Genomic DNA, 24,272 nt, shown 5'->3' on the forward strand with positions numbered 1-24,272 from the left:
CCGCGTCCATCGGGGACGAAGGGCGCCGGAGCCGTCCGCGATGCCGCCCGGTCGGCGCCGCGTCGAGGGACGCGATCCCGGCGAAACCGGCACGTGGGAACGGCGGCCCGCACCCCTCTGGACACGCCGCCCGGCAGCCGTGAACATCGGAGACGAGCAGGGCGGCAGGGTCCGAGGTCGCCTTCCGGGACCACGGCCCGTGCTCAACTTACGTACCGGTCCGAGGCGATGTGGGGTTCCAGTGGCCGACCCAGGTGGACTCCTGGCCGATCAGCGACGCCAGTTCATCCTGGAGAAGGTACGCCGAGACGGAGCGGTGCGAGTGGCCGAACTGGTCGACCGACTTGCCGTCTCGGACATGACCATCCGGCGGGACCTGGACATCCTCGCCCGCCGCGGAGTCCTGGAGAAGGTCCACGGGGGAGCCGTCGCCCTGACAGGGGCGGCCGGACACGAGCCCGATTTCGCGAGCAAGTCGACACGGGAATCTGCGGCGAAGGAGTCCATCGCGCAGGCCGCGGCAGCGCGCGTGCAGCCCGGCAGCGTCGTGGCCGTCTCGGCGGGAACGACGGCCTACCAGGTCGCCGCCCGCCTTCTCGACGTGCCTCGCCTGACGGTCGTCACCAACTCGCTGCCCGTCGCCGACCTGCTGCGGGCCACCGCCGACGACCGGACATCGGTCGCCGCTCCCACGCTGATCCTCACCGGGGGATCGCCGACTCCGTCGGCCTCACTTGTGGGGCCCGTCGCCGACCTGGTGATCACTTCCCTTCATGTCGATCTGCTGATCATGGGTGCGTTCGGAGTGACGGAGCAGGCGGGGCTGACCACCCCCAATCTCGCGGAGGCGCAGACGAACCGGGCCTTCGTGTCCTCGGCGAGCCGAGTCGTGGTCGTCGCGGACCACAGCAAGTGGGGTGTCCGAGGTCTCAGCGGCTTCGCCGCCCTGAACGAGATCGACTGCCTCGTCACCGACAGGCAGTTGTCCGGCCCGGCGCAGACGGTCCTCTCCAGAACGGTCGGGGAGCTCGTGGTCGCCGACTGAGGTCCCCGGGCTCGCCGAGGTCCGGCGACCGCCCCGCAGGGCCGTTGCCCGCGGCCCGGAACTCCCCGCCGGGATGTCCGCGTGTCAGGCCCTGCCGATCGTCGCCGAGCGGGTCGGCGGGTGCGCGGCTTTCGTGCGCGTGCATCTCGCTGTGACCTCCTCAACTGGGCCTGCTGTGTGCACAGTTGGTGCATACCGCTTCGAGCACGTCGGTTCGAGTTGAATTCAGATGGACTTCGTCCGTTCATGTTGACTTTGCGCCTGGGCTTGCCGCGCAGTGCGATTGCGCGGCCCTGCCGAATCGCCCAGGGATCCCCCGGAAAGCTGCGACATCCTGCTGGGTACGGTCCTGCGACCGACAAGGCAGGGGACGGGTCGGCCGCGCCACCTCGCACACTTCCGCCCCTCACGTACCGCTGCGCCTTCGAGCAAAGCACCGCCCCACTGCCGGCAGAGCGCCTGGCCGAGCCGTACCTCGAGGCCCATCCGGACACGGCTGACGCGCAGTGCGGCCCCCACGACAACAACCGGAGGTTGTTCGATGGACGAGACCGGGAACATCCCCTCCAGCGGAACAAGCCGCAGGCACGTCATGGCGGCCGGTGCGTCGGCCCTGGCCGTACTGAGTCTCCAACCCGGGAGGGCGTTCGCGGCGGCCGAGCCCACCCTGCTCCCCGGCGCTCCCGGTGCCCTGGCCGAGGAGCCGGAATACGGTGACTCCATGGGGGAGACCCTTTCCCTCGCCGGACGGTGGGGGTTCAAGCAGGGCGGGTACACCGCGGGCGACGCGGCCGGGCCGCTGGGCGACGGCGTGCTCCTGCCCGGCACCATGAACTCCAACAAGAAGGGCGTGCCGGCCCCGCCGGAGTCCGCGTCGCTCGACCGGCTGACCAGCCTCTACGGCTACGTCGGCCGGGCGCTCTACCAGCGGACGTTCACCGTTCCCTCCTCCTGGGCGGGGCGTCGGATCACCCTCCTGCTCGAACGGACCAAGGAGACTCGCGTCTGGATCAACGGGGTCGAGCAGAACTCGCGCAACACCGCGAACTCCTACGGGGTGGCGCACGAGTACTACCTGTCCGGTGTCGAGGCCGGCAAGGAGAACGTCATATCGGTCGAGGTCGACAACACCCTCCGCCGGTTCATGTCCAGCAGCCACATGCACACCGAGGAGACCCAGACCAACTGGAACGGCATCCTCGGCAAGATCCTCCTGGTGGCCGTCCCGGATCTGGCGGTGCGGGACGTCCGGGTGTACCCCGATGTCTCAGCGAGGAGCGCACGCGTGGAAGTCGTCATGGCGAACATGACGGACGCGCCCCTGCCGTTCCCGGGCATGAAGATCACCGCGAAGAGCTACAACAGCGAGCCGGGCGCCGAGCACCGCGCACCCGCCTTACATGCGCAGGGCGGCACCGTGCCCGCGCGGTCACAGGAGACCTTCCGCTACGACATGCCCATGGGCGACCGTGTGCTGCTGTGGAGCGAGTGGAGGCCGAACCTGTACCGGCTGACGGTCAAGGCGGGCACGAGCACGTACAGCACGTCGTTCGGGATGCGTGACTTCGCCACCGGCGGGCCCCGGAACCAGCACTTCACCATCAACGGCAAGATCACCTACCTGCGCGGCGAGGCGAACTCCGCCGTGTTCCCGCTCTCCGGCTATCCGTACATGTCCAAGGCGGACTGGCGGCAGTTCTTCTCCACGGCCCAGGAACTCGGTGTCAACTTCTTCCGCTTCCACTCCTGGGTGCCTCCGGAGGCGGCGTTCGCCGCCGCCGACGAGCTCGGCATCTACATGCAGCCCGAGCTCTACAACTTCGGCGGTTCCCTCGCCGACTACTACGAGGCATGCCGGGAAGAGGCGGAGCTGATCGCCACCTACCTGGCCAACCATCCCTCGTACGTGGCGATGACGTGGGGAAACGAGGTCAACAGCGGGCCGGGGGCGAAGCGGGACGCGTCGAACAGGCTGCGCACCCGCATGCGCGAACTCGACCCCACGAGGCTCTACGCGGAAGGCACCAACGCCAACTACTGGGCCGTGTCACTCAATGCGGGAGACGACTACTGGGCCAGCTTCGCCACCGAGCAGGACGACATCAGGCTGTCGTTCTCCCAGGTGGACCGTACGGACGGCGGCGAGGGCGAGGCACGGCAGCCGAACTCGTCCTACACCTTCGCCCGGGGAACCGCAGGTTACCGGCTGCCGATCATGTCGCACGAGATCGGCCAGTACCAGGTGTACCCCGTCTTCGACGAGGAAGTACGCCACTACCGCGGCACCTTCGTCGACGAGGGCGGCGTCGAGCGCGAGGGCGTCTTCGACGCCCGCAACCTGAGGAAGTACCAGCAGTTCGCCGAGGAGGCCGGCCTCGGCGACATGACGCACAAGTTCGCGCTGGTGTCGGCACGCGTATCGGCTCTCGGCTACAAGGCGGACATGGAGACCTCGCTCCGCACCCCCGGACTCGCCGGCTACCAGCTGCTGAGCATCCAGGACTTCCCCGGCCAGAGGACCGCCCTCGTCGGCATTCTCGACTGCTTCATGAAAGAGAGAAGCGGCGGCCTGCCGAACCCGGTCTACAAGGGGTTCAACAACGACGTCTCCCTCATGGCCAGGCTCGACACCTACGTCTACGGCAGCAACGAGACGCTCAAGCCTGTCATCACGATCGCCAACTACGGGCCGCGCACACTGCCGCGAGCGCGCATCGAGTGGACCCTCGGCCCCGAGACCGAGTCGCTCGACGGATCCCGCGTGACGACACGGAAGGGCCCCGTGCACGCCTCCGGCTCGTTCACGGTGCACCGCCTCGGCCAGGGCACGGTCACCGACGTCAGGACGCTCGCCATCACACTCTCCGGGATCACCAGGGCCACCAAGATGGTCCTGCGTCTCGCGGGCACCGAGGGCTTCACGGGCGAGAACTTCTACAGCATCTGGGTGTACCCGGGGCAGGCCGCCGCGACGCCGCCACCGGGAGTGCTGGTGACCCGCGCCTTCGACCAGGAGGCGAAGGACCGCCTTGCCGCTGGCGGCCGCGTCCTGCTGGTCCCGGACCCCGAGCACATGCCGCGCAGCGTTCGGGTGCAATGGCGCACGGACTACTGGAGCAAGTTCTTCCACACCAGGCAGCCGAGCTACGACCGCCCCCGGCGCCCCGGCAGGGACGGCACCGGCACGCCGTACACGGAGGAGGCGTACACGATGGGCATGTACGTCGAGAGCACCCACCCGGTGTTCGCGGACTTCCCCACGGAGTTCTTCAGCGACTTCCAGTGGTACCACCTCATGAAGGGCTCGCGGGCTCTCGTCGTGGACGAACTGCCGCACGAACTGCCGTTGATCGCACAGAACATCGACCACATCAACCGGCATCACCGGCTGGGCAGCATGTTCGAGGCCCGGGTCGGGCCGGGGTCGCTCTTCGTGTGCAGCTTCGACATCCTGGACCACGGCAGGTCGCCCGAGGTGAAGCAGCTCTTCAACAGCGTGGTGCGCTACGTCGGATCGGCCGGGTTCGACCCTGAGTTCGACGAGCTGACCGCGACGCAGCTCGGTCGACTCTTCGAGTGGCCGGTGCGTAATCCCTACGCGAGGGTGGAGGCCGAAACCTACGACATCGGCAGCGAGGCGTTCGCCATCGAGTCCGGCAGGACGCCCGACGGCGCGAGCGCCACTGCGATCGGAGGCATCAGCGGCGGCGAGTTCGCCACCTACAAGCGGCTGGCCTTCGGCTCCGGGGTGAGGCAGATAGAGGTCAACGGGGCCAACGGGAACGGTCGGCCCGCCACCGTCGAGATCCGCGCGGGCGGAGCGGACGGTGAACTCATCGGCACCGTGGCGTTCGCCGGCACGGGAACCGACTGGAAGGCGTACTCGTCGCAGACCTTCAGCATGGCGGCGCTGCCCGGCACGACCGACATCACCCTGGTGTTCAAGGCCGGTGGTATCGCGCTCAACTACATCCGGTTCATTTCGTAGGACAGCCCACGGCCACCCGACAGGCATCGCGGCCGCCCTCTCCGGGAAGGAACGGGGAGGCCCGGGGCCGGTGCTCGGGGGAGCGTACATCCCTGCGCGCCCGCCCCGCGGGTGGAGACCGGCCGAGCGCCGGACCGGCATCGCGGACGCAAGGGTGCGGAAGGGCTGCTCCCGATCCGGGCGGTCTCGGCAGGGAACCGGTGGTCGGCGTCGGCGACTCCACGGGTTCGTCGGTGACTTCGATGGCGTTGTCGCACGGAACCTGACGCAAGCAAGTCATCGCATCTCTCCACGTCCATGTCTGATGTCAAGGAACACGGAGTCACGTGACTACGACCGATCTCTCCCCTGCGCCCCGCCCCCTGGCGTTGGCGGACGGCAGGCCGGCGGCCGCCGCGTGGCCGCTCCAGCTGGGGGTCGTGCACCTGGACCACGCCTCCTGGGGAGCGGTTCCGCTGGTGGCTCAGACGCAGCAGAACCGGCTGCGCCGCCAGGTGGAAGCCTGGCCCGGTCGGTGGTTCGCGGCGCTGCCGGCAAGGGTCGCTGCCGCGCGGAGGCCGGTGGCCGGCTTCCTCCAGGTCTCCCCGCGGGATCTCGCTCTCGTGCCCGACGCCGGCGCGGGCAGGAGCGTGGTCTACGCGAGCGTGCCGCCCCGGCCCGGCGGTGAGATCCTGGTCACCGACCACGCCGACAGCGGTGTGAGCATGGGGGCGCAACGCCTCGCCCGGCGCTGGGGCGGGCAGGTGCGCACGGCGCACGTGCCCCTCGACGCGGACGCCGACACCGCCTACGCGTGCGTGGCCGCGGGCCTGGGCGAGGCAACCGGGCTCGTGGTCATCGATCACATCACCTCGGTGACCGCGCGGAGGATGCCGGTGAGGCGAATCGCCCGGGAAGCCCGAAAGCTCGGCGTCCCGGTTCTCGTCGACGGTGCCCACGTACCAGGTCTGATCAAGGATCCGCTGTCCGGACTGGACTGCGACTTCTGGGTCGGCGACCTCCACAGGTTCGGCTGCGCGCCCCGTGCAACGGCGGCACTGGTGGCACGCACCGACCTGCGCGAGGACCTCTTCCCGCTGATCGACTCCCGGGGTGCCCCAGTCCCCTTCCCCGACCGCTTCGACTCTCCGGGGACTGCCGATGCCACAAGCTGTCTCGCAACCCCTGCCGCGCTGGCTTTCATCGAGGAGATGTGGGGCTGGGAGACCGCCCGGACGTACATGCGTGAACTGGCCGACTACGGTGAAGAGATCATCGGCGCGGCGCTGTCGGAGCTGACCGGTGACGACTGCCGCGTGGATGTGGGCATGCCCGCCAACGCCATGCGCCTGGTGCGGATCCCTTCGCCGCTGGCCGCCACCGCTGCGGAGGCCGAGACCCTGCGGGACCGGGTGGCACAGGAGTTGGGGGTGGCGGCGGCGTTCACCAGCTTCGGCGGTGTCGGCTACCTGCGCCTGTCGACGCATGTCTACAACACCGCGGCCGATCTGGAGACCTTTGCCGAGCGCGGTGTCCCCGCGCTCTGGGCGTGGTCGCGCAAGCGGTCGCGGGAATGACCGATGGGCGGCGTGCGGGGGGCCCGCCGTCGAGCCGCGCCGCCGGCCTGTCGGTTTCTGTTCGGACGTGTCGCTGCTTGGGGACGGCCGGACCGGTGGTGCCCCCGCTGCCTTGCCCGGTGGCACGGCCCGGGCTGAAGCCCGTCCTTGGCTCGACCGCGCGTGCCGGGCCGGACGGACACCGTCGGCTCGCCGGGCCGTGATCCCGCTGCGGGCCTGCGGGTTCGTCCGCGATCGCGCCCTCAAATGCCCGCCGGGTGTCCGCGCGCCATGAACGCGGACTCTCCCGGGCCGCAGGCGTGAGGCGTTTCGGCCTGTGACGCGTACACCCGTCTCCGTGTCAACTTCCTTGCTCGACAAGGTGGTTACGGTGCGATCTCGAAGCATGGCACTTCGGTCGGAGTTCTTGACAGTCACCTCGATCGGGCGTTTACCTGTGCGGCAGTTCGTTTGAAAGCGATTGTTTCTGGGCGGTCATGTTGATTTGGCGGCCCGCGCTCACGCGACACGGGAGGCTCCCATGCACCGTTCACGCTTACGGATCGCGACCGCAGCCGGCATCTGCGTAAGCCTGGGCCTCACGGCCTGTTCCACCGGGCGGGAGTCGGGTACGGACCCGGCGTCCGCCCCGCCCGTCACGGGGAAGATCTCGCTCACCTACCTCCAGAAGCAGGGGGACCAGGAGTACTTCATCGGCGAGGCCGAGGGGGCGAAGGCGAAGGCCGCCGAACTGGGTGTCGACCTCAAGGTCGTCAACCTGGGCAACGACGCCAACAAGGCTGTGAGCGAGGTCCAGGCGGCGGTCGCACAGAAGTCGAACGGCCTCATCGTCGTGGTGCCCGACCCCGCAGTGGGTCCACAGGTCGTGCAGGCGGCCAAGGACGCCGGCGTCGCCCTGCTGACCTCCGACGACCAGATCTGCGCCACCGGTCCGTCCCCGGCGGAGTGCGCCAAGGAGAACCTCGTGCCCCGCATCGGGTTCAGCGGTGCCCAGATGGGCGGCGAGGTCGGCAAGCGCGCCGCCGAAGACTACGTCAAGGCCGGATGGAAGCCCGCCGACACCCGGATCATCTCGGCCTGGAAGCAGGACGTCACGGTCTGCACGGACCGGGTCGAGGCAGCCGACAGCGCGTTCAGGACCACGGCCGGAGCGAAGATCCGGAAGATCGACGTCGCCACCGACAACACACCCACCGGCGCACAGGACAAGGTCGCGGCCACCGTCACCGCGAACGCCGGCGTCAAGAACTGGATCGTCTGGGGCTGCAACGACGAGAACGTCCAGGGCGGCGTGACCGCCCTGGAGAACGCCGGTGTCAAGGCCGACAACATCATCGGCGTCGGCCTGGGCGCCTATCTCGCCTGCAAGAACTGGGGCGGAGACAAGCCCACCGGCATGAAGGCCGCGCTGTTCATCAACGGCCACGACGTCGGCGCCCTGGCCGTACAGACCATGTACGACAAGCTCAAGAACGGCAAGCCGTTCCCGGCCGAGGCATTCGCGCCCACCACCATGGTCGACGCCACCAGCTGGAAGAGCGCCGGCGTCACCTGCGGCTGACTTCGCATCACTGCCGGGCTCCGCGTGCTCCAGGTCGCCTCCGGGCAGGGCTCCCGGCCGGAGGCGACTCACCAACCCCACCCCGCAACCTCCGAGGTCTCAGAATGAGCGAAGCGCACCGCTCACAGGACGGCACGTCCGGCACCGCCCGCCTCCGGACAGCACCTCCTGCAGGCATCTCCGTCCAGTCCGTCACCAAGCGCTTCGGCGCGGTACGAGCCCTCAGCGATGTCACCCTGGACTTCCCCGCCGGTCAGGTCACGGCGCTGATGGGTGAGAACGGCGCGGGCAAGTCCACTCTCCTGAAGATCCTCACCGGCGACCACCAGCCGACCACGGGGCATGTGGAGATGGACGGCACCCGCCTGGAACTGCGGTCCCCCGCCGACGCGCGCGCCGTCGGCATCAGGATCATTCCGCAGGAGCCCGAGATCATCCCGCACGTGTCCGTCGCCGAGAACGTGTACGCGGGTTCCCTCCCCCGGCGGGCGGGCAGACGCCTGGACCGCCGTGAGCTGAACCGCCGTATCACCAGTGACCTCGGGCGGTTCGATTTCGCCGACGTCCTCGACCCGTCCCTGCTCGGCTCGCAGCTGACCCCCGCACAGCGCCAACTCGTCGAGATCCTGCGCGCGCTCACGGGCGAGGCCAAGGTCATCGCCTTCGACGAGCCCACCTCCTCCCTGTCGGAACACGAGGTGGACGCGCTCTTCACCCTCATCCGCAACCTGCGCGACCAGGGCATCGCCGTCGTCTACGTCTCCCACCGCATGAAAGAGATCTTCCAGCTCGCCGACCGTATCGCCGTCCTGCGTGACGGGGCACTGGCAGGCGTCCAGGAGGCCGCCGCCACCGACGACGGCGAACTCGTGCGACTCATGGTGGGGCGCGACCTGTCCACGATGTTCACCCGCACCCGCGTCGCCACCGACCGCCTCGTCCTCGACGTGCACGACGTCACCACCGACCACGTCCGCGGTATCAACCTGAGGGTCCACGCCGGCGAGGTCGTGGGCCTTGCCGGCCTCATCGGAGCCGGCAGGTCAGAACTCGCCCTCGCGCTCGCGGGCGACCTGCCCGTCCGCCACGGAACCGTCACCCTCGACGGCCGGCGACTGCGTTCCGGCCGGCCCGGGGACGTCATCAGGGCGGGGCTCGGCCTCGCCCCCGAGGAACGCAAGGCGCAGGCGCTCTTCCTGCAGCGCTCGGTCCGGGACAACACATCCACCGTCGTCCTGGAACGGCTGCGACGGTTCCGCTTCGTGCGCCGCGGAGCCGAACGCGAACTCGCTCAGGACTACACCCACCGGCTCCGGGTGCGGACGCCCTCGATCGAGCACGAGGTCCGAAAGCTGTCCGGCGGCAACCAGCAGAAGGTCGTGCTCGCGCGCTGGCTGGCCCGCAAGCCCAAGGTGCTCATACTCGACGAGCCCACCCGGGGCATCGACGTGGGCGCCAAGGCCGAGATCTACCAGATCATCGCCGACCTCGCGGCGGAGGGCGTCGCCGTGCTGGTGATCTCCTCCGAACTCCCGGAAGTCCTCGGCCTCGCAGACCGCGTCGTCGTCATGCAGAACGGCCGTATCACCGGCGAGCTGGACCGCCGCGAAGCATCCGAGGAAGCCATCCTCGCCCTCGCCATGGCCGATGACCTCAGCATCACCACACCCCCCGCCGGAGCATCCGCATGAGTGTCACCACCACACCCCCCGACGCCGCCGAGCACGACGTGACGAAGAGACGGACCGCCCCCGTCCTCGCCTCCCTCGGGGCACAGAACCTCAGCCTCATCGGCGCCCTCGTCGCCGTCCTGGCCCTGTTCGGCTTCCTCAACGAGAACTACCTCAGCCTTTCGAACATCCAGGTGATCGCCGAGGCGGCCACCATCACCGGCCTGCTGGCCACCGTCCAGACCGTCGTCATCATCTGCGGCGGCCTCGACATCTCCGTCGGCTCCCAGGTCGGAGTCGCCTCCGTCGTCAGCGCCATGGTCTTCACCAGCACCGGCTCCAACGCGTTCGTCGGCATGCTCGCCGCGATCGGCGTCGGTGTGCTCGTCGGCGTCGTCAACGGCCTCGTCATCGTCTACGGCCGCGTCAACCCCACCATCGCCACCCTCGCGGGACTCGCCGCCTACAAGGGCCTCGCCCAGCTCCTCTCCGACGGCCGCGCACAGGGCTACGTCCTCAACGACGACGTCTTCGTCTTCCTCGGCCGGGGCAAGATCGCCGGACTGCCCGCGATGGTCTGGACACTGCTCCTCACCGCCGTGGCCGTCCACATCCTGCTGAAGTACACCGACATCGGCCGCAACCTCTACGCCATCGGCGGCAACGACACCGCCGCCCGCCTCGCAGGCATCGACATCAACAAGTACCTGATCTGCGTCTACTCCCTGATCGGTGTCGTCGCCGCCGTCGCCGGCATCCTGCTCACCGCCCGCACCGGCTCCGGCCAGCCCGTCTCCGGCAGCGAGGGCCTCGAACTCAAGGCCATCACCGCCGCCGCCCTCGGCGGCTGCGCCCTCAAGGGCGGCAAGGGCGGCATCGGCGGCACCCTCCTCGCCGTAGCCCTCCTCGGCTGCCTGGAGAACGGTCTCACCGTCGAAGGCATCAACACCTTCTGGCAGAACGTCGCCCAGGGCGCCCTGCTCGTCATCGCCGTCACCATCCAGCAGCGCCGCAACGGCGAACGCGCCGTCGGACTGCCCCACTGAGCGCGCCCTCATCACACACGGCGCGGGCGACCACACCCAGGAATCCGGACCGGTGGCCGGCCCACCCACCCGATGCGTCTGCGCACGGGGCCGGTGAGGGCGCGGTGGGCCGGGGGCCGGCCGCTTGCTGTCCCGGCCGGTCCGGTCCGGGGCAGCAGACGCTGAGGGCGGCTCTGCCGCGGGTGGGGAAGGCGCCTTCCCGGACCTGCGGGCGTCTTCGCACGCACGCCCGGACGATGCGGCGCGATGAAGCGGTGGTCGAGCCCGCCGGTGTCCTCGGCTCGTCTCCGCGGCTGCGTCACCGTCTCTCCGTCATCACCGGCAGCAGCCCGCACCCCTGGCTGATGTCGACCGGCGAGCCCGGACCACCCCTGCACACCCATTGGGCGGGGTCTTCGGCTGCGGACCCCTTGTTCCCGGCCCGGACCCCGCACCGGCAGAGGGCCCCCCACGGGGTGCCCCGTCGGTACACCCCTGTTCGGAAGAGTGCCATGGAGAGCCTGACCAAGCGACATCTGACCGCTGATCAACTCGACAGCCTGCTGCGTGCCGATGCCGGCCTCGGATGCCGGCTGGAGGACGAGATGACAGACGGCTGGTTCAACAGCGTCTACCGCGTACGCCTGGACGACGGGCGGCCCGCCGTGGTGAAGGTCGCCCCGCCGCCCGGCGCGGCGGTCCTTCGGTACGAGCGCGGCATCCTCGCCACCGAGGCCATGGTCTACCGGCAGCTCGCGAAGCTCCCGGCCGGCGCCGTGCCCGCCCCCGAACTGCTTGTTGCCGGTGAGGAATTCATAGCCCTCTCGGTCCTCGACGGTGTCTCGTGGGACAAGGCGGGCGACCGGCCCACCCCCGATGACACCACCGCCCTGCGCCGTGAACTCGGCGCGATCACCGCCCGCCTGCACACCATTGCGCCGGAGCACGGCCACTTCGGGTATCCGGCCGCCGAATCGGCGCTGTCCGCCCCGGACTGGCGGACGGCGTTCACCTCCATGGTGGAAGCGCTCCTCGACGACGCCGACCGCTGGCAGTCCCCGCTGGGCGTGCCGCCCGGCGACATCCGGACCCTGGTGGCCGAGGGCGGCCAGGCCCTGGCCGAGGTCACCGAGCCCCGGCTGGTCCACTTCGACCTGTGGCCGGGCAACATCTTCGTGGACCCGGCGGGGCCCCGGATCACGGGCCTCATCGACCACGAGCGGGCGTTCTGGGGCGACCCTGCCGCCGAACTGGTCTCGCTGGCCTTCGGCGGCGGCACGAGCCCGGACTCCGACCTGGTGGCCGGCTACACCGAGGCGGGCGGCCGCCTCGACTTCGGCCCCTCGCTCGAGCACCGCCTGGCCCTCTACCACCTGTACCTGGGGCTCCTCCTGGTGGTCGAGTGCGGCCCCCGCGGCTACGGCCCCGACCACCTCGCCATGTGGCGCGGCCAGTTCGACGAGAGCCTCACCCGGGTCCGCGCCCTGGTGTGAGGAGCCCGAAGGGGCGCCGGCTGCCCGCCGGAAAGCCCGGCCCCGGCCCCGTCAGGCCCCGCAGCCTGACGGGGCCGAGGCATTCCGCCAGGCGTGGCCGGTTCTCGTGCCGGGCCGCCGACAACGTGGCAACGGGCCGCCGCCGCCCCGGTCACCGATACCGGGACGGGGCAGACGCCTCGCAGTCCCGGCCGGGCCGAGGCCGCCACCCTGGAGCCTCGGCTGCGGGCACCCTGGTGTCGAGGCTGTGTGCCGGGACCGCTCGGCCGTCCAGGACGAGGCCGTCTGCGCCGAGGCCGTCCACCGCGCCTCGCCGGATCCGATGCGGGTCGGCGGCCGTCGGTCGACGGCACCTCTGGCAGGCGCGTGGGAGCGTGCCCTCACCGCGCTGACGGCTCGGACCGGCACCGACGGGACCTGGCCCGGGCCAGGCCGGCAGTCCGCGGCCGAACCGGCTCGGACGGTGGCGCGGCCGCCGGCGGCATCGAGGACCCTCGCCTCCGTCAGGGCGGTGATGCGCGGCATGTCGTCCACCACGCGCGAGACGGTTCGACGTGAGGCACCAGCGAGCCGCGCCGCTCCCGGAGCCACCGGCGCGCTGCCCTCTTGCCTCTTGCGCTTCCGCGCGAGGTCACCGTCCACGACCGGCGGGTACGCAACTCCGCCCAGCGGTCCGCGTACCCGCGCCCGCGGTACGCGAGCGGAGCGTGGCGAGAAACATCCCCTGACATATGACGACGTCGGCCACCGCCTCCGAAGGGATGGCGCTCCCTGGTCGCACCTTCCGAGCGCGTTCATCGAGGCTGCTCCACTCACCCTGACCTGTGCAGCAGGGCGGGTGCAGGTCTTTCGCATGATCCTTGCCGAATGCGTTGACACCTCTGGGCGGCCCGCATACAGTCCCGCAACAACCGCTCGTGAACGTTCACGAAGACTTGAGATTCAGACAACACCACGGCAATAAGACCCTGGAGGGCGATCTTGAACACGCCGTTCCCCCGTGACCCCCTGTCTCGGCGCAACATCCTCAGAGGCGGCAGCTCGCTGGTCGTGGTCGCGGCCATCGGATTCGGTTCGGGAACGTCCGCCGCCGCCTCGGTGTCCACCGCCGAGCCGCCGCCGCCCGCTCCCGTCGACCCGCCGTACTACTCGTACACCCCGAACATCCAGGTCGGCGCGTCCCCCTGCACGGACCTGGCGGCGGGCAAGCCGTCCTTCGCGGACAGCTTCGTGGCCGGCGAACACGTTCCGTTCAACGGAAACGACGACTACCTGCCCAGCACGTGGAAGGCGGCCGGTCAGGGAGCCTCGGAGTGGAAGGTCGACCTCCAGGGCTACTTCGACCTCACGGGGACCCGCCTCACCTGGCCGCAGGAGCGCGGCAGCTACGCCTACCGCATCGACGTCTCCACCGACGGCCTCACCTGGAGGAAGGCCGTCGACCAGGTGGACGACGACCTGAGCACCCGGGTCCGCGAGGACACGTTCGGCGCGACGGACGTCCGCTTCGTCCGCGTCACCCTCCGCACCCTCGGCGGCGGCGAGCCGGCCGGCTTCTGCGACTTCCGGGCCTTCGGGCAGCTACGCCCGGGAAGCGACGTCGCACTCGGGAAGATCGCGTACGCGTCGACCGGGAAGACGGCGGCCAAGGCCGTCGACGGCTCCACCGCGACGAGCTGGGTCGCCGAAGGGCTGTACTGGCACGTCGACCTGGCGGGGAAGTACGACGTCACCGGCGCCGAGGTGACGTGGATGGGCGACGGCGTGCTGTACCGGTACGCCATGGACGTGTCGTCGGACGGATCCGCGTGGGAGACGGTGGCCGACCGCTCCGGCAACAGCGAGCGCTCCCGTACGCATACGCTGACGTTCAGCGAGCAGGACGTGAGGTTCGTCCGGCTCAGGATGATCGGAGCGGACGACGGACAGCAGGCCGGATTCACCGGCCTCAGGGTGTTCGGGACGATCTCGCCGAAGACCGACGTGGCGCTGAGCAAGCCGGCCACCGCCTCGTCGGGGGGCTTCCCCGGCAACGCCAACGACGGCCGCGCGGACACCTACTGGATCGCCGCCGACGGCGAGCAGCACTGGTGGCAGGTCGACCTCGGCGCGCCGCACGACCTCAACACCGTACGCACCACGTGGGAGAAGGACAGCGTCCCCTACCGGTTCACCGTCGAGGCGTCGACCGACGGACAGAACTGGACCCGGATCGTCGACCGCTCGACCAACTCGGCGACCGGGCAGCCGTACGTCGACGCCGTCACCGCGAACGGAGTCCGTCATGTGCGGGTGAACTTCGTCAACGCGAACGGTTGGTGGGCGGCGCTGCGCGCCTGCGAGCTCCTCGGCATGCCCGGTGCCGGCGGTGAGAGCGACGGCGACGTCGCACTCGGCAAGCCGGCCTGCACGAACGACACCACGTCCTACGGCGACGCCGCCAAGGGCAACGACGGCCGGCCGTCCACGTCCTTCCGGTTCCAGGACTACGGAAAGCCGTACGAGTACAGGGTCGATCTGCTCGTTCCCATGAACATCAAGGCCGTCGAGATCGAGTGGGACGGATTCGGTAGGAGCAGCCCCTACGAGATCCAGGTCTCCAAGGACGCCAAGCAGTGGGAGACCCTGTCCGAGAACACCGCCCAGCCGGTCACCAGGGACCGCGTCCAGGCCCGGAGGGCACGCTTCGTACGGGTGCTGATTCCTTCCGTCGGCGACTGCTACGGCTCGGGAATCCGGCACTTCAGGGTGCTGGGCAACCGCCCTGGCCCGACGAACATCGCCGCCGGCCGGGAGATCCGGCAGGGCGTGGCGGGAGGCATGCCGTACTCGAAGGCCGGCCTTCCTGGTCTGGCCGAGATCGAGAGCGTCACCATCGGGTGGAGGTATCCGAAGCGTTCCGGCACGTACTCCATCGAGGTGTCCTCGGACGACCACACCTGGGTGCCGGCCGGCACCTTCCACCGGGAGGGCGCCGCCACCGAGACGGAGCACCGCCTGAGCGCGCACAACATCCGCTTCCTCCGGGTCCTTGCGGCGGCCAAGGACGGCAGAGCCCCGGAGGTCACCCGGCTTCGCGTCATGGGCAGGATCACCAGGGACGAGAGCGTCCTCGACGAGGAGCAGCGGCTGAGCTTCGCCTACTTCTGGGAACTCGCCAACACCACACCCGCCCCGGGCAGCAAGGCGTACGGTCTGGTCAAGGAGAGCACGGGGGAGGAGTCCAGGACGGCCAGCGTCTCGGGAACGGGCTTCGGCCTGGCGGCACTTCCGATCGGCGTCGAGAGGGGATGGGTGACCAGGGGAGAAGCCTACGAACGGGCCCTCGGAACCCTCGACGCCCTGCTCGAACTGGACCACTACAAGGGAGTCTTCTTCCACTACTACGACTGGGCCAACGGCGACGTGTGGGACTGGAAGGAGGCCGATGCCGGCCTCAGCGAGGTCGGCCTCATCGACACCCAGCTCCTGCTCAACGGAGTGATCGTCGCCGGGGAGTACTTCGGTGGCGAGGTCGCGAAGAGGGCGAACCAGATCTACGAGCGCGTGGACTGGACGGCCTTCCTGGACCCGGCGACGGACACCTTCCACATGAGCTACTTCACCGACACCAAGGAGTTCAAGTACTCCTGGGACCGGTCGTCCGAGGGCAAGCTCATGTACGTGCTCGGCGCGGGCTCGCCCACGCACAGCGTGGAGAAGAGCATGTTCTACGCGTTCGAGCGGGAGCTCGGCACCTACGGCCCGTACCCGAAGTTCATCCTCACCTGGTTCGGCTCCCTGTTCACCTACCAGTTCGCGGAGAACCTCGTCGACTTCCGCAACTCGACGGACGGGGAAGGCACCGACTGGTGGCGCAACGCCGTCCTGGCCACGAAGACGAACCGCGCGTACGCGGCGGACGAAGCCGACGACCTCCTCACCTTCGGGCCGGACTCGTGGGGCATGACCGCCTGCATGACGAAGAACCGGTGGGGCGGCGAGAAGAAGACCAGGTACTTCTCGACGTACGGCGCGCCGCCTTCCGGGAACGACAGCACGGCCCACCAGAACGACGGCACGCTCTCTCCCGACGGCGCCGCCGGTTCCGTCCCGATGGATCCCGAGTACGCCACCCGTGTGCTGGACAACTTCTACTACAACTATCCGGCGTCCTGGGGCAAGTACGGATTCCTCAACGCCGTCAACCTCGACCTTCAGCCGGCCTGGTACTGCGAGAGCGAGCTCGCTCTCGACAAGGGCCTCGCCGTCCTCGCGATCGAGAACAACAGAACCGGCCTCGTCTGGAGGCTCTTCATGCAGAACGCGTACGTGATCAACGGCCTGAAGAAGCTCGGAGTCACCTACGAGCCGAACAGGACACCGCTCGAGACGGCGATCACCGAAGCGCGGATCTCGGTGGACAGGGCCACCCACGGCAAGGAGGGCGAACGCCGTGACCCTGCGGCGGTCGCGAAGCTCACCACCGCGATCAACGCGGCGCAGAAGGCCCTGGTCGACGCCAGGGACGCCGGCCAGATCACCACCGCGGCCCAGCGGCTGAGGGACGCCGTCGAAAAGCTGCAATGACCCCCTTCCACGGAAGGGACTGCCGGTGTTCGTTCCAGGCGTGGGCGGCGTTCTTCAAGGGCTGGGCCCGGTCGTTCTCGCTCTGTTCGGTGATGGAGTCCCACAGGTGTTGCCGGGCGAGGGCGTTGATGCCTCTGGGCGGGGCGAGTTTTCAGGCGGGATGGGCTGTGGGTGATGAGGACGTTGTGGGGTTCCCTTCGGTGGGCAGGAGGCTGTTGCCGGCGAACCAGGACGGGTCTGCCGGGTCGTCCACGTAGGCCCGCAGCCGGTGCGGCATCGTCTTGATCTCTACCGGTAGCACGTTCCCCGGCGGCGGGGGGATCGAGACCATGGTGGCGGCCTGGGTGAACGCCGTCACGGCTCCCTGGGCGATACCGGCGGCCACGCGCCACGTCTGCTGGTCCCGGGTCTCCTCCGACGGTTCGCGGGGTTGCCGCAGCGGCCGCGAGCGCGGACAGCGTCATACAGAACAGACCTGGGACGAAGTCGACGTGGACATGGTTATTCCTGGGGTGCTCGCCGAACGGAGACGGACCACTGCCGACCGTAGGAGGCGAACCCGCCGACACGTGTGCCCGACCCGTCGTCAGAACCCGGACGGCCCGAAGCATTCACGTCTGCGGCCCCACCTCGGACTCAGGGGCACGTCCCGATGAGCCACCCGACACGAGGACTGTCCGTACAGAGGTCCGGCATGGCGGGCCGTCAGAAGTCGACCGGGGCTGCGTCCGGGAATCCGATGATCGCGCCACCCCCGCGAAGCGGCAGCATGATCATCGGGCAAAGCGGACGGGCCGCCATGACGGGTGTCGTCACAGCGGCCTCGGCTCCTTGCCTGTCGGTCCAACACACTTTCAGGTGATGGAAGTTCAGCGAGTCGGAGTCCGGGGCGATCCAGCAGGAGCACGCAGCAGGCGGTCTGCGGCCGCAGGCGCCGTCGCCCCGGTCGGTCCCGGCGAGATCGCCGGTCCTCTCCGCGCCGACTTGCGTGCAAGGATGGCGACCGTGACCGGATCGTCTTCCTCACATGTCGCCGAGGGCACGCCCAGCGACGACGGACTGGGGCCCCGTACGGCCGCCATGCTCGCGTTCGGGTCCTCGGCCGCGGTCCTGGTGGTCGAGATCGTTGCTCTGCGGCTGCTGGCTCCCTATCTCGGCCTCACCCTCGAGACCAGCACGATGGTCATCGGGATCGCCCTCACCGCCATCGCCGTCGGCTCGTGGCTGGGTGGGCGTGTCGCCGACCAGGTCAACCCGCGCCGTCTCCTCGGCCCCGCGCTGGGGGTGTCGGGAGCGGTCGTGGCGCTCACCCCGGCCGTGCTGCGCGCCACAGCGGAGTGGGCGCCGGCGATGCTCTTGCTGATCGCGTCGCTGACCATCCTCGTGCCGGGCGCGCTGCTTTCGGCGGTGACGCCGATCGTGACCAAGCTGCGTCTCACCAGCCTTGCCGAGACCGGAACGGTTGTCGGCCGGCTGTCCGGTGTCGGTACGGTCGGCGCCATTGCCGGCACCGTGCTCACCGGCTTCGTCCTCGTGTCGCGGCTGCCGGTCAGCGGCATACTGATCGGCCTCGGAACACTGCTGGTGGCCGGCTCGGGGCTGGTCGAGTGGCGAAGACGCAGGTGGAACAGCACCCCTGCCCTGGCACTGGCGGTCCTGGCCGGCGGCCTTGCCGTCATGGCCGCACCTGGTGGCTGCGACACAGAGACCAAGTACCACTGCGTACGGGTCGTGGCGGACCCCGACCGGGGCAGTGGCCGCACACTCGTTCTGGACGGCGTGCGGCACTCCTACGTCGACATCGACGACCCTACGTTCCTGAAGTTCACGTACGTGCGCGCCATCGCGTCGGTGGCCGATGCCGCCTTTCCCGAAGGCGAGCCACTCGCCGCCTACCACGTGGGCGGCGGCGGGCTCACCTTTCCCCGCTACCTCGCGGCCACGCGGCCCGGGACCCGCAGCCTTGTGTCCGAGATCGACAGCGGGGTCGTGCGCGTCAACCGCGATCAACTCGGCCTGAGATCACAAGCCGGTATCGACATACGTGTGGAGGACGGCAGGCTCGGCCTGCGGCGACTGCACACCGGCAGTTGTGACCTCGTGATCGGCGACGCCTTCGGGGGCGTCAGCGTGCCGTGGCATCTCACCACGATGGAAGCGATGACCGACATACGGCGGGTGCTCAAGCAGAACGGCCTGTACGTCGCCAACCTCATCGATCACGGTGGTCTGGCCTTCGCACGTGCCGAAGTGGCCACCCTCAGCGAGACCTTCGAGCAGGTCGCCCTCGTCGGCGAGCCCGCCGCCCTCGGCCTCGACCCGAACGCCGCCCCCGAGGGCGGCAACATGGTGGTGGTCGCCTCCGACCGGCCGATCGACCTCCGCGCGGTCCAGAAGCGGCTGGACGCCCGGCGTACCGGCTGGAAGATCGCCGCCGGTGACGACCTCACCGCCTGGACCGGCGATGCCCAGCCGCTCAGCGACGACTACGCACCCGTCGACCAGCTCCTCCAGCCCTACAGCCCACGAGACAGCCGATGACACCACACCCGTCCGGGCACCGGTGGCGCCTGCAGATACCTCAAGGGTGACCGGCTCGGCGGGACGCTCCGATTTCGCGAGAACCGGTGCTCCCTCGTTCCCGTCCCCGGCCCGGGGGCGGGGGCAGAGCCCGGCCGCCTGCTGTGTCAGGAAGGACGTACCTCTTCCCGGCCGCCGGCGGGTCTGCTGGTCCACCGGCACGACGATCGCCTCAACCGCATGGGGGAGGCGCGGCTGACCGAGGCGGGCTGGCTCCTGGTGCCTTCCGCGGTGATCGAACCCATGGGGCCGGGTCGCGCCACCGATGCCCTGCGGGCCCTGCGGGTCCTGCGTCGGACGAAGCGGTCCACGGACCGGTACCCCGCACGCCGCGGCCTGAGCCGCCCGAAGGTGGAATGGGAACGCTTCCGGGCCCTCGCGCGGCCGGTGCCGCTCCTTCCGGCCGCCCCGTCGCCCGTCAAGGGAGCCCGCACCGCTGACCTGAGACCGCGGAATCCCGGTGCCTGCTGCGAGGCGTCGGCAGCATCATCTGCTGCCGACGCCTGGGGGCCTTGACCCGAAAAGGTGATCAGCCGGGCCTTGCAGCTATCGGACGACCACAGGGTCGGGGATGCGGGGTTTGCCCTCTCCCGCCGCGTTCCAGGTGCAGACGAAGGCGACGTAGTGGTGTCCGGGGACGAGCCCTTCCACGCGGGCGGAGCGTGTGGAGGGGTCGTAGCCGTGGATGGTGGACCACACGAGGGGTGTGTCCTGGTCGTACACCCACAGGGCGTAACGGGTGATGGTGTCGGTGTGAGGGCCTGTGGCCGGGGTCCAGGTGACGTCGATCGCGCCCGCGTCGGGGGTCACGGTGACGGTCTCCGGTGGTGGGGCGGTGGTGGGGTGTGCGGTGCCGGCGACGGGTGGCGACCAGTCGGATTTCCGGTCGGCCGTGTTCCCGGCGACGGCTCGTACGCGGACCTGGTAGGTGTGGCCCTCGTTGGGCTGTCCGTTGAACTGCCAGGAGAGGTCGAACCGGTTGGCGGGGGTGGAGGACGGCTGCCAGGCGGCGTCGGGGTCCTGGAGTCGCCGCTCACGAGTCCACCGCCGACACCCCCGGGCTGTCCAAGACCCGTCCTGAAGCTGCGATACCTCATGGGTATCGCAGCAGGGCGGAACTGCGGACCGTGCACCACGTCGTGGCGGTCGCCTGGAAAGCCCACTTGACCGCCGCGTTCCGGAACGCGGTACGGCCGCACCACTCCACGGGACGGCGCCCGGAACCCGAAGGTCTTCCGCTTCCCCTGGCCCTGCAGATCGCCGCCGCACGGCCGGCCGCCGACCCGCACATGACGATCACCGAGCCGGTGGACGAGTTGTCGACGTCCCGCGACAGACCGGAGAGCCGTCGACGACGGCACACGCAGTGTGCGTTCCGTCTTCGACTCGTCCTACCCTCGTCTGACGTACGAAGAGGCCCACGTCCTGCGGATGCCGGCCGTCGCCCCGGGGCCGGACCTCAGTACGGAGGGGCTCACGGCTCTGCTGGGCGAGGACTCACCGCCCTTCCGTGTACTCGCCGGGCTGGAGAGGGCCTACCTGGTGGGGGCGGTCCTCCGGGCCGCGGAGACCGAACACGCCCCGGTGGCGATCCGGCTGGCCCTGGCGCTGACCGCGTATCTGAGCCGACGGGAGTTCGTGGGCGACTGGATCAGAGTGAGCGAGTGTGCCGCCCTGGCTGCCCGGCACGTCGGTGACGTGAAGGCCGAGGCCGTCGCCCTGGGCGAGCTGGGTGGTGCGCTGGAGCGGGACGAGCGGCAGGCCGAGGCGGTCGATGCCGCGCTGCGGGCACAGCAGCTGTTGCAGGGCACCGGCCACCGTGAGGCGGAAGCGGCCGCCTGGGACGGCCTCGCCCTCGCCCTCGCCGAAGCAGGTCGGGTCGAGGAGGCCATCGCCGCGCATGCAGCGACGCGGGTGATCTGCCGGGATCTCGGCGACTGGTACGGCGTGGGGGTGGTGCCGAGTCACCTCGGTGGGCTGTATCCCGGGATCGGCAGCGAGTCCAAGGCACGTGCGGCCTGGCAGGAGGCACTGCACGCCTGTGACCGCGCCGACGCTCCGCACGAGGCACGCCAGATACGGGAGTGGCTGCGGGAGAGGCGGGACGCCAGATGAGGCGGGTGGCCGGCAGCGGCTGAGGTCACGGGTGCGGTGCCCCCGTGGCGGCTTCCGCGTCCGGTGCCGGCCGGCGGACCGCCTCGGCGGGGGAGTCCGACCCGTACCCGTGGAGATGGTGCCTGCCGTGGCCCGGGCACAGCTTCGGTGAGCAGCGGCGCGGCGGTTCTTGCCGTTGCCTGACGCGGGGCGGCGCCTTCCGAGATCCGTGGTGGCCCTTTGGCTGAGCTTCCGGTCCGGTCGTGGCCTCGGGGGAGTGTTCAAGTTGTTCGACGGCCGTGACGGCGGCGTGGATGACGCGCCCGCGGGAGATGCCTCGTTCCCGCTCCGGTGCTGTGTCCTTTCGGTGTGTCCGGCGAGACGCTGAGGGAGGGTCTGCGCTTCGCTGATCCGCGCGCGTGCCGTGGGCGCCACGTGTTCCGTGCGGGGTGTCCACGGTCGAGGGGAAGCACTGCGTCCGGTGCCGGGGTGGTGGGTGTTGTCGGCGGGTGGGGTTGCTGTTATGTTCCGCGGGCCGTCGATGTGACGGGCGAGTGACCAGGGAGAACACCGGCTGATGTCCACCACAGGATCTTCGTCCACGGCCGCCGCGTATGCCGAGGCGGTGGTGAACGGTGTGATCGTTCCTCTTCGGTGGAGTGATCTGGAGTCGAGTGCGTTCGGCCGGGTGCCCGAGGTGTACGAGGCGGCGGTGGCGGCGGGCGCCGATCTCGACCGGGACAGGACCGGGTGGGACCATGCGCGGGACGCGGCGTGGCTCGCAGTCCTCTTTGCGCCTCTGGCCCTGCCGGTGCTGACGGTCTTCGCGGTGAAGGACGCGGACGATGCCGCCGGCCTGTACGGCGTCATCGGGCTGATCTCGGCCGCCCACGTGCTGCTGCGCGTCCTCGAACGGCGGCGGACCCGGACCGGCGGGCCGAGGGCCACGGCGCGGGAGACGCTCCTCGCCGGCTTCGAGGCATGCTTCGCCACGATCTCGGCCGGCATCCTTGCGGCCGCGTCCTTGGCCGAGCAGTCCTGGTGGCTGTGGAGCCTGTGCGGGGTGCAGATCGCCGTGACCGTCTCCTGCGTGGTGAGCGTGCGCACAGCCCGAAAGGCGGCCGGACGCGGCGTCCCCGCCGTGGCGCGGCCGCCCTTCGAGGAGTTCATCGCCCGCGTGGCCGATCTCGACGAACACGACCGCGCGGCGATACATGCCGATCTCAGCGCCGCCCTGGACCGCCTGGAGGACGCCGGCTTTGTCAGCCCGTCCGAACTCGCCGAGGCACGCCGAGCCCCGCTGGGCAGCCTGGCACGACGGCTGTGGGCCCTGGAGCGCTCTGCCGCGCGCCAGGCGCGGTGAGCACCGGGCGCCGGCACGGCCGTGGTGGCTGGGAAGCGTTCATCGTCACCGGCGCCCTCGGGACTGCTGCGTGTTCGAGAGTCCCGCGCACGGGCTTCGGAACGGCCCGTGGGCCGGCGCGGCGCTTGTGGCGCCGTGCCGGCCCACGGGCGTCGGCGCGGGCAGGTCCTGCCCGGCGGATCTCCGCATGCGCGGCGGGGCGGGCGGCCCCGGGCGGCTTTCCCCACAGGAGCCGCCGGGCCACCCGCCCCGTCGCCTCCGTACCGGACGCGGTACGGCCGCCGTTCGCGGTACGGGCCCCGCGCCGACGGCTCCCGGCCGAGGGGGCCGCCACCCGGGAGTCGCCGACGCGGGACGGTGATGCCGGATCAGGACCCGAGCAGGGCCCCGCCGGTGTTCTGGCTGATCCACTGCCGGTGGGCGGTCACATCGGTGTAGATGGTGGCGTTGCCGGTGCCGCAGGTACTGCCGTTCTGTCCGGCGCGGCTGGTGGCGCCGACCAGCTGCCAGCGGCCGGCGCCCCCGATCAGGGCGGGGCCGCCGGAGTCCCCGTAGCAGGCGGTGGCCTGCGGGGTGCCGTACACGCACAGCTCATTGGCGCTGTTGAAGCCCGCCGCGCACATCCGGTCGGGGTTGATCCGGGTGTCCAGCTCCTTGAGATAGCGGGGCGGCTGCTGCGAGCAGCCCTGCTGGGGACATGTCTGGCCCCAGCCGAGCAGTCGCGTGGAGGTGCCTTCGGACGGCGAGCCGGCGGCGATGGAGACCGGCTGGTTCTGCACCTGGGTGCGCAGTTGCAGCAGGGCGATGTCGTTGCCGCCGGAGACGTTTCCGGTGTAGCGGGGGTGACGGATGATCCGCTGGACGGTGGCGGAAGTGCCCTGGGTGTAGTCGGCCGAGCCGATGCGCAGCTGGATCTGCTGGGCCGGGATCTGGCCGCCCTGCTGGCCGGTGATGCAGTGGGCGGCGGTGACGACCCACTGCGCGGCGATCAGGGAGCCGCCGCAGCCGTGGCGGCCCTGCTGCTGGAGGGAGGCCATGAACGAGTAGTTCTCGCTCGCCTGGCCGCCGCCGACGATCGGCTGGACGCCGACGGAGGCGGGCGCGGCTGCCCTCTCGGGGGCGGGGGCGGGGGCGGGGGCGGGGACGGCGTGCGCGGTGGCGGCGGGGGCCGTCAGCGCGGCGCCGCCGAGCAGCACGCTCGTGAGCAGACCGCGTAGGAGAGTGCGGGGAGACACAGAGATCCTCCGGGATGGGGGACGGGGGCCCCGGTGTTCGCCACCGGGGGCCATCGGATGAACCCACTATGGAAATCCGGCGGCTTCCCCGGT

General features: G+C 70.2%; 14 protein-coding genes. 11 read left to right on the plus strand and 3 right to left on the minus strand.

Annotated elements, in window-relative coordinates:
* Window positions 1–241: 241 nt before the first annotated feature.
* The 8 genes from ACIQGV_RS37415 (at window position 242) to ACIQGV_RS37450 (ending at window position 16,907) form a co-directional block, all read left to right on the plus strand.
* Window positions 242–1,045: a DeoR/GlpR family DNA-binding transcription regulator gene (locus tag ACIQGV_RS37415; RefSeq protein ID WP_402503400.1), complete on the plus strand. Its 804-nt coding sequence runs from the start codon at window positions 242–244 to the stop codon at window positions 1,043–1,045.
* Window positions 1,046–1,586: 541 nt separating this feature from the next.
* Window positions 1,587–5,033: a carbohydrate-binding protein gene (locus ACIQGV_RS37420; protein ID WP_402503402.1), complete on the plus strand. Its 3,447-nt coding sequence runs from the start codon at window positions 1,587–1,589 to the stop codon at window positions 5,031–5,033.
* Window positions 5,034–5,359: 326 nt separating this feature from the next.
* Window positions 5,360–6,589, plus strand: coding sequence for an aminotransferase class V-fold PLP-dependent enzyme (locus ACIQGV_RS37425; protein ID WP_402503404.1), 1,230 nt, complete (start codon window positions 5,360–5,362; stop codon window positions 6,587–6,589).
* A gap of 520 nt (window positions 6,590–7,109) precedes the next feature.
* Entirely contained in the window at window positions 7,110–8,150 is a 1,041-nt protein-coding gene (locus tag ACIQGV_RS37430; RefSeq protein WP_402503406.1) for a substrate-binding domain-containing protein, read from the plus strand.
* A 104-nt stretch (window positions 8,151–8,254) separates the two neighbouring features.
* Window positions 8,255–9,841, plus strand: a complete 1,587-nt coding sequence (locus ACIQGV_RS37435; RefSeq protein ID WP_402503409.1) for a sugar ABC transporter ATP-binding protein — start codon at window positions 8,255–8,257, stop codon at window positions 9,839–9,841.
* Window positions 9,838–10,866, plus strand: a complete 1,029-nt coding sequence (locus ACIQGV_RS37440; RefSeq protein WP_402503411.1) for an ABC transporter permease — start codon at window positions 9,838–9,840, stop codon at window positions 10,864–10,866. Before ACIQGV_RS37435 ends, ACIQGV_RS37440 begins: the two co-directional genes overlap by 4 nt.
* Window positions 10,867–11,357: 491 nt before the next feature.
* Window positions 11,358–12,338 carry a phosphotransferase family protein gene (locus ACIQGV_RS37445; RefSeq protein ID WP_402503413.1) on the plus strand — a complete coding sequence of 327 codons (981 nt, stop codon included), beginning with the start codon at window positions 11,358–11,360 and terminating at the stop codon, window positions 12,336–12,338.
* Window positions 12,339–13,319: 981 nt separating this feature from the next.
* Window positions 13,320–16,907, plus strand: coding sequence for a discoidin domain-containing protein (locus ACIQGV_RS37450; RefSeq protein WP_402503416.1), 3,588 nt, complete (start codon window positions 13,320–13,322; stop codon window positions 16,905–16,907).
* A 151-nt stretch (window positions 16,908–17,058) separates the two neighbouring features.
* Here ACIQGV_RS37450 and ACIQGV_RS37455 read toward each other — a convergent pair whose 3' ends face one another.
* The gene (locus ACIQGV_RS37455; protein ID WP_402503418.1) at window positions 17,059–17,265 is read right to left on the minus strand and encodes a hypothetical protein; all 207 of its coding nucleotides are present in this window, start codon (window positions 17,263–17,265) and stop codon (window positions 17,059–17,061) included.
* Window positions 17,266–17,912: 647 nt separating this feature from the next.
* Between ACIQGV_RS37455 and ACIQGV_RS37460 the strand changes: the two genes are divergently transcribed.
* On the plus strand, window positions 17,913–19,448 hold the full coding sequence (locus tag ACIQGV_RS37460) for a fused MFS/spermidine synthase (RefSeq protein ID WP_402503420.1): 1,536 nt from the start codon (window positions 17,913–17,915) through the stop codon (window positions 19,446–19,448).
* A 585-nt stretch (window positions 19,449–20,033) separates the two neighbouring features.
* On the opposite strand, the gene ACIQGV_RS37465 is transcribed toward ACIQGV_RS37460, so the two are convergent.
* On the minus strand, window positions 20,034–20,756 hold the full coding sequence (locus tag ACIQGV_RS37465) for a fibronectin type III domain-containing protein (protein WP_402503423.1): 723 nt from the start codon (window positions 20,754–20,756) through the stop codon (window positions 20,034–20,036).
* 99 nt (window positions 20,757–20,855) lie between these two features.
* On the opposite strand from ACIQGV_RS37465, the gene ACIQGV_RS37470 reads away from it, so the two are divergent.
* Together ACIQGV_RS37470 and ACIQGV_RS37475 are read left to right on the plus strand one after the other, a co-directional pair.
* Complete coding sequence (locus ACIQGV_RS37470) at window positions 20,856–21,602, plus strand: hypothetical protein (protein ID WP_402503426.1); 747 nt, start codon at window positions 20,856–20,858, stop codon at window positions 21,600–21,602.
* Window positions 21,603–22,158: 556 nt separating this feature from the next.
* On the plus strand, window positions 22,159–22,944 hold the full coding sequence (locus tag ACIQGV_RS37475) for a hypothetical protein (protein WP_402503428.1): 786 nt from the start codon (window positions 22,159–22,161) through the stop codon (window positions 22,942–22,944).
* Between the two features lie 368 nt (window positions 22,945–23,312).
* On the opposite strand, the gene ACIQGV_RS37480 is transcribed toward ACIQGV_RS37475, so the two are convergent.
* Window positions 23,313–24,179, minus strand: coding sequence for a S1 family peptidase (locus tag ACIQGV_RS37480; protein WP_402503430.1), 867 nt, complete (start codon window positions 24,177–24,179; stop codon window positions 23,313–23,315).
* Between the last annotated feature and the right edge of the window lie 93 nt (window positions 24,180–24,272).

Source organism: Streptomyces sp. NPDC093094 (assembly GCF_044754345.1).
Classification (GTDB): Bacteria; Actinomycetota; Actinomycetes; order Streptomycetales; family Streptomycetaceae; genus Streptomyces.

Excerpts from the sequence above, each read along its gene's own strand:
- ACIQGV_RS37475 (WP_402503428.1), top strand. The coding sequence starts at position 22,159 with ATGTCCACCACAGGATCTTCGTCCACGGCCGCCGCGTATGCCGAGGCG.
- ACIQGV_RS37420 (WP_402503402.1), top strand. The coding sequence starts at position 1,587 with ATGGACGAGACCGGGAACATCCCCTCCAGCGGAACAAGCCGCAGGCAC.
- ACIQGV_RS37435 (WP_402503409.1), top strand. The coding sequence starts at position 8,255 with ATGAGCGAAGCGCACCGCTCACAGGACGGCACGTCCGGCACCGCCCGC.
- ACIQGV_RS37440 (WP_402503411.1), top strand. The coding sequence starts at position 9,838 with ATGAGTGTCACCACCACACCCCCCGACGCCGCCGAGCACGACGTGACG.
- ACIQGV_RS37445 (WP_402503413.1), top strand. The coding sequence starts at position 11,358 with ATGGAGAGCCTGACCAAGCGACATCTGACCGCTGATCAACTCGACAGC.
- ACIQGV_RS37430 (WP_402503406.1), top strand. The coding sequence starts at position 7,110 with ATGCACCGTTCACGCTTACGGATCGCGACCGCAGCCGGCATCTGCGTA.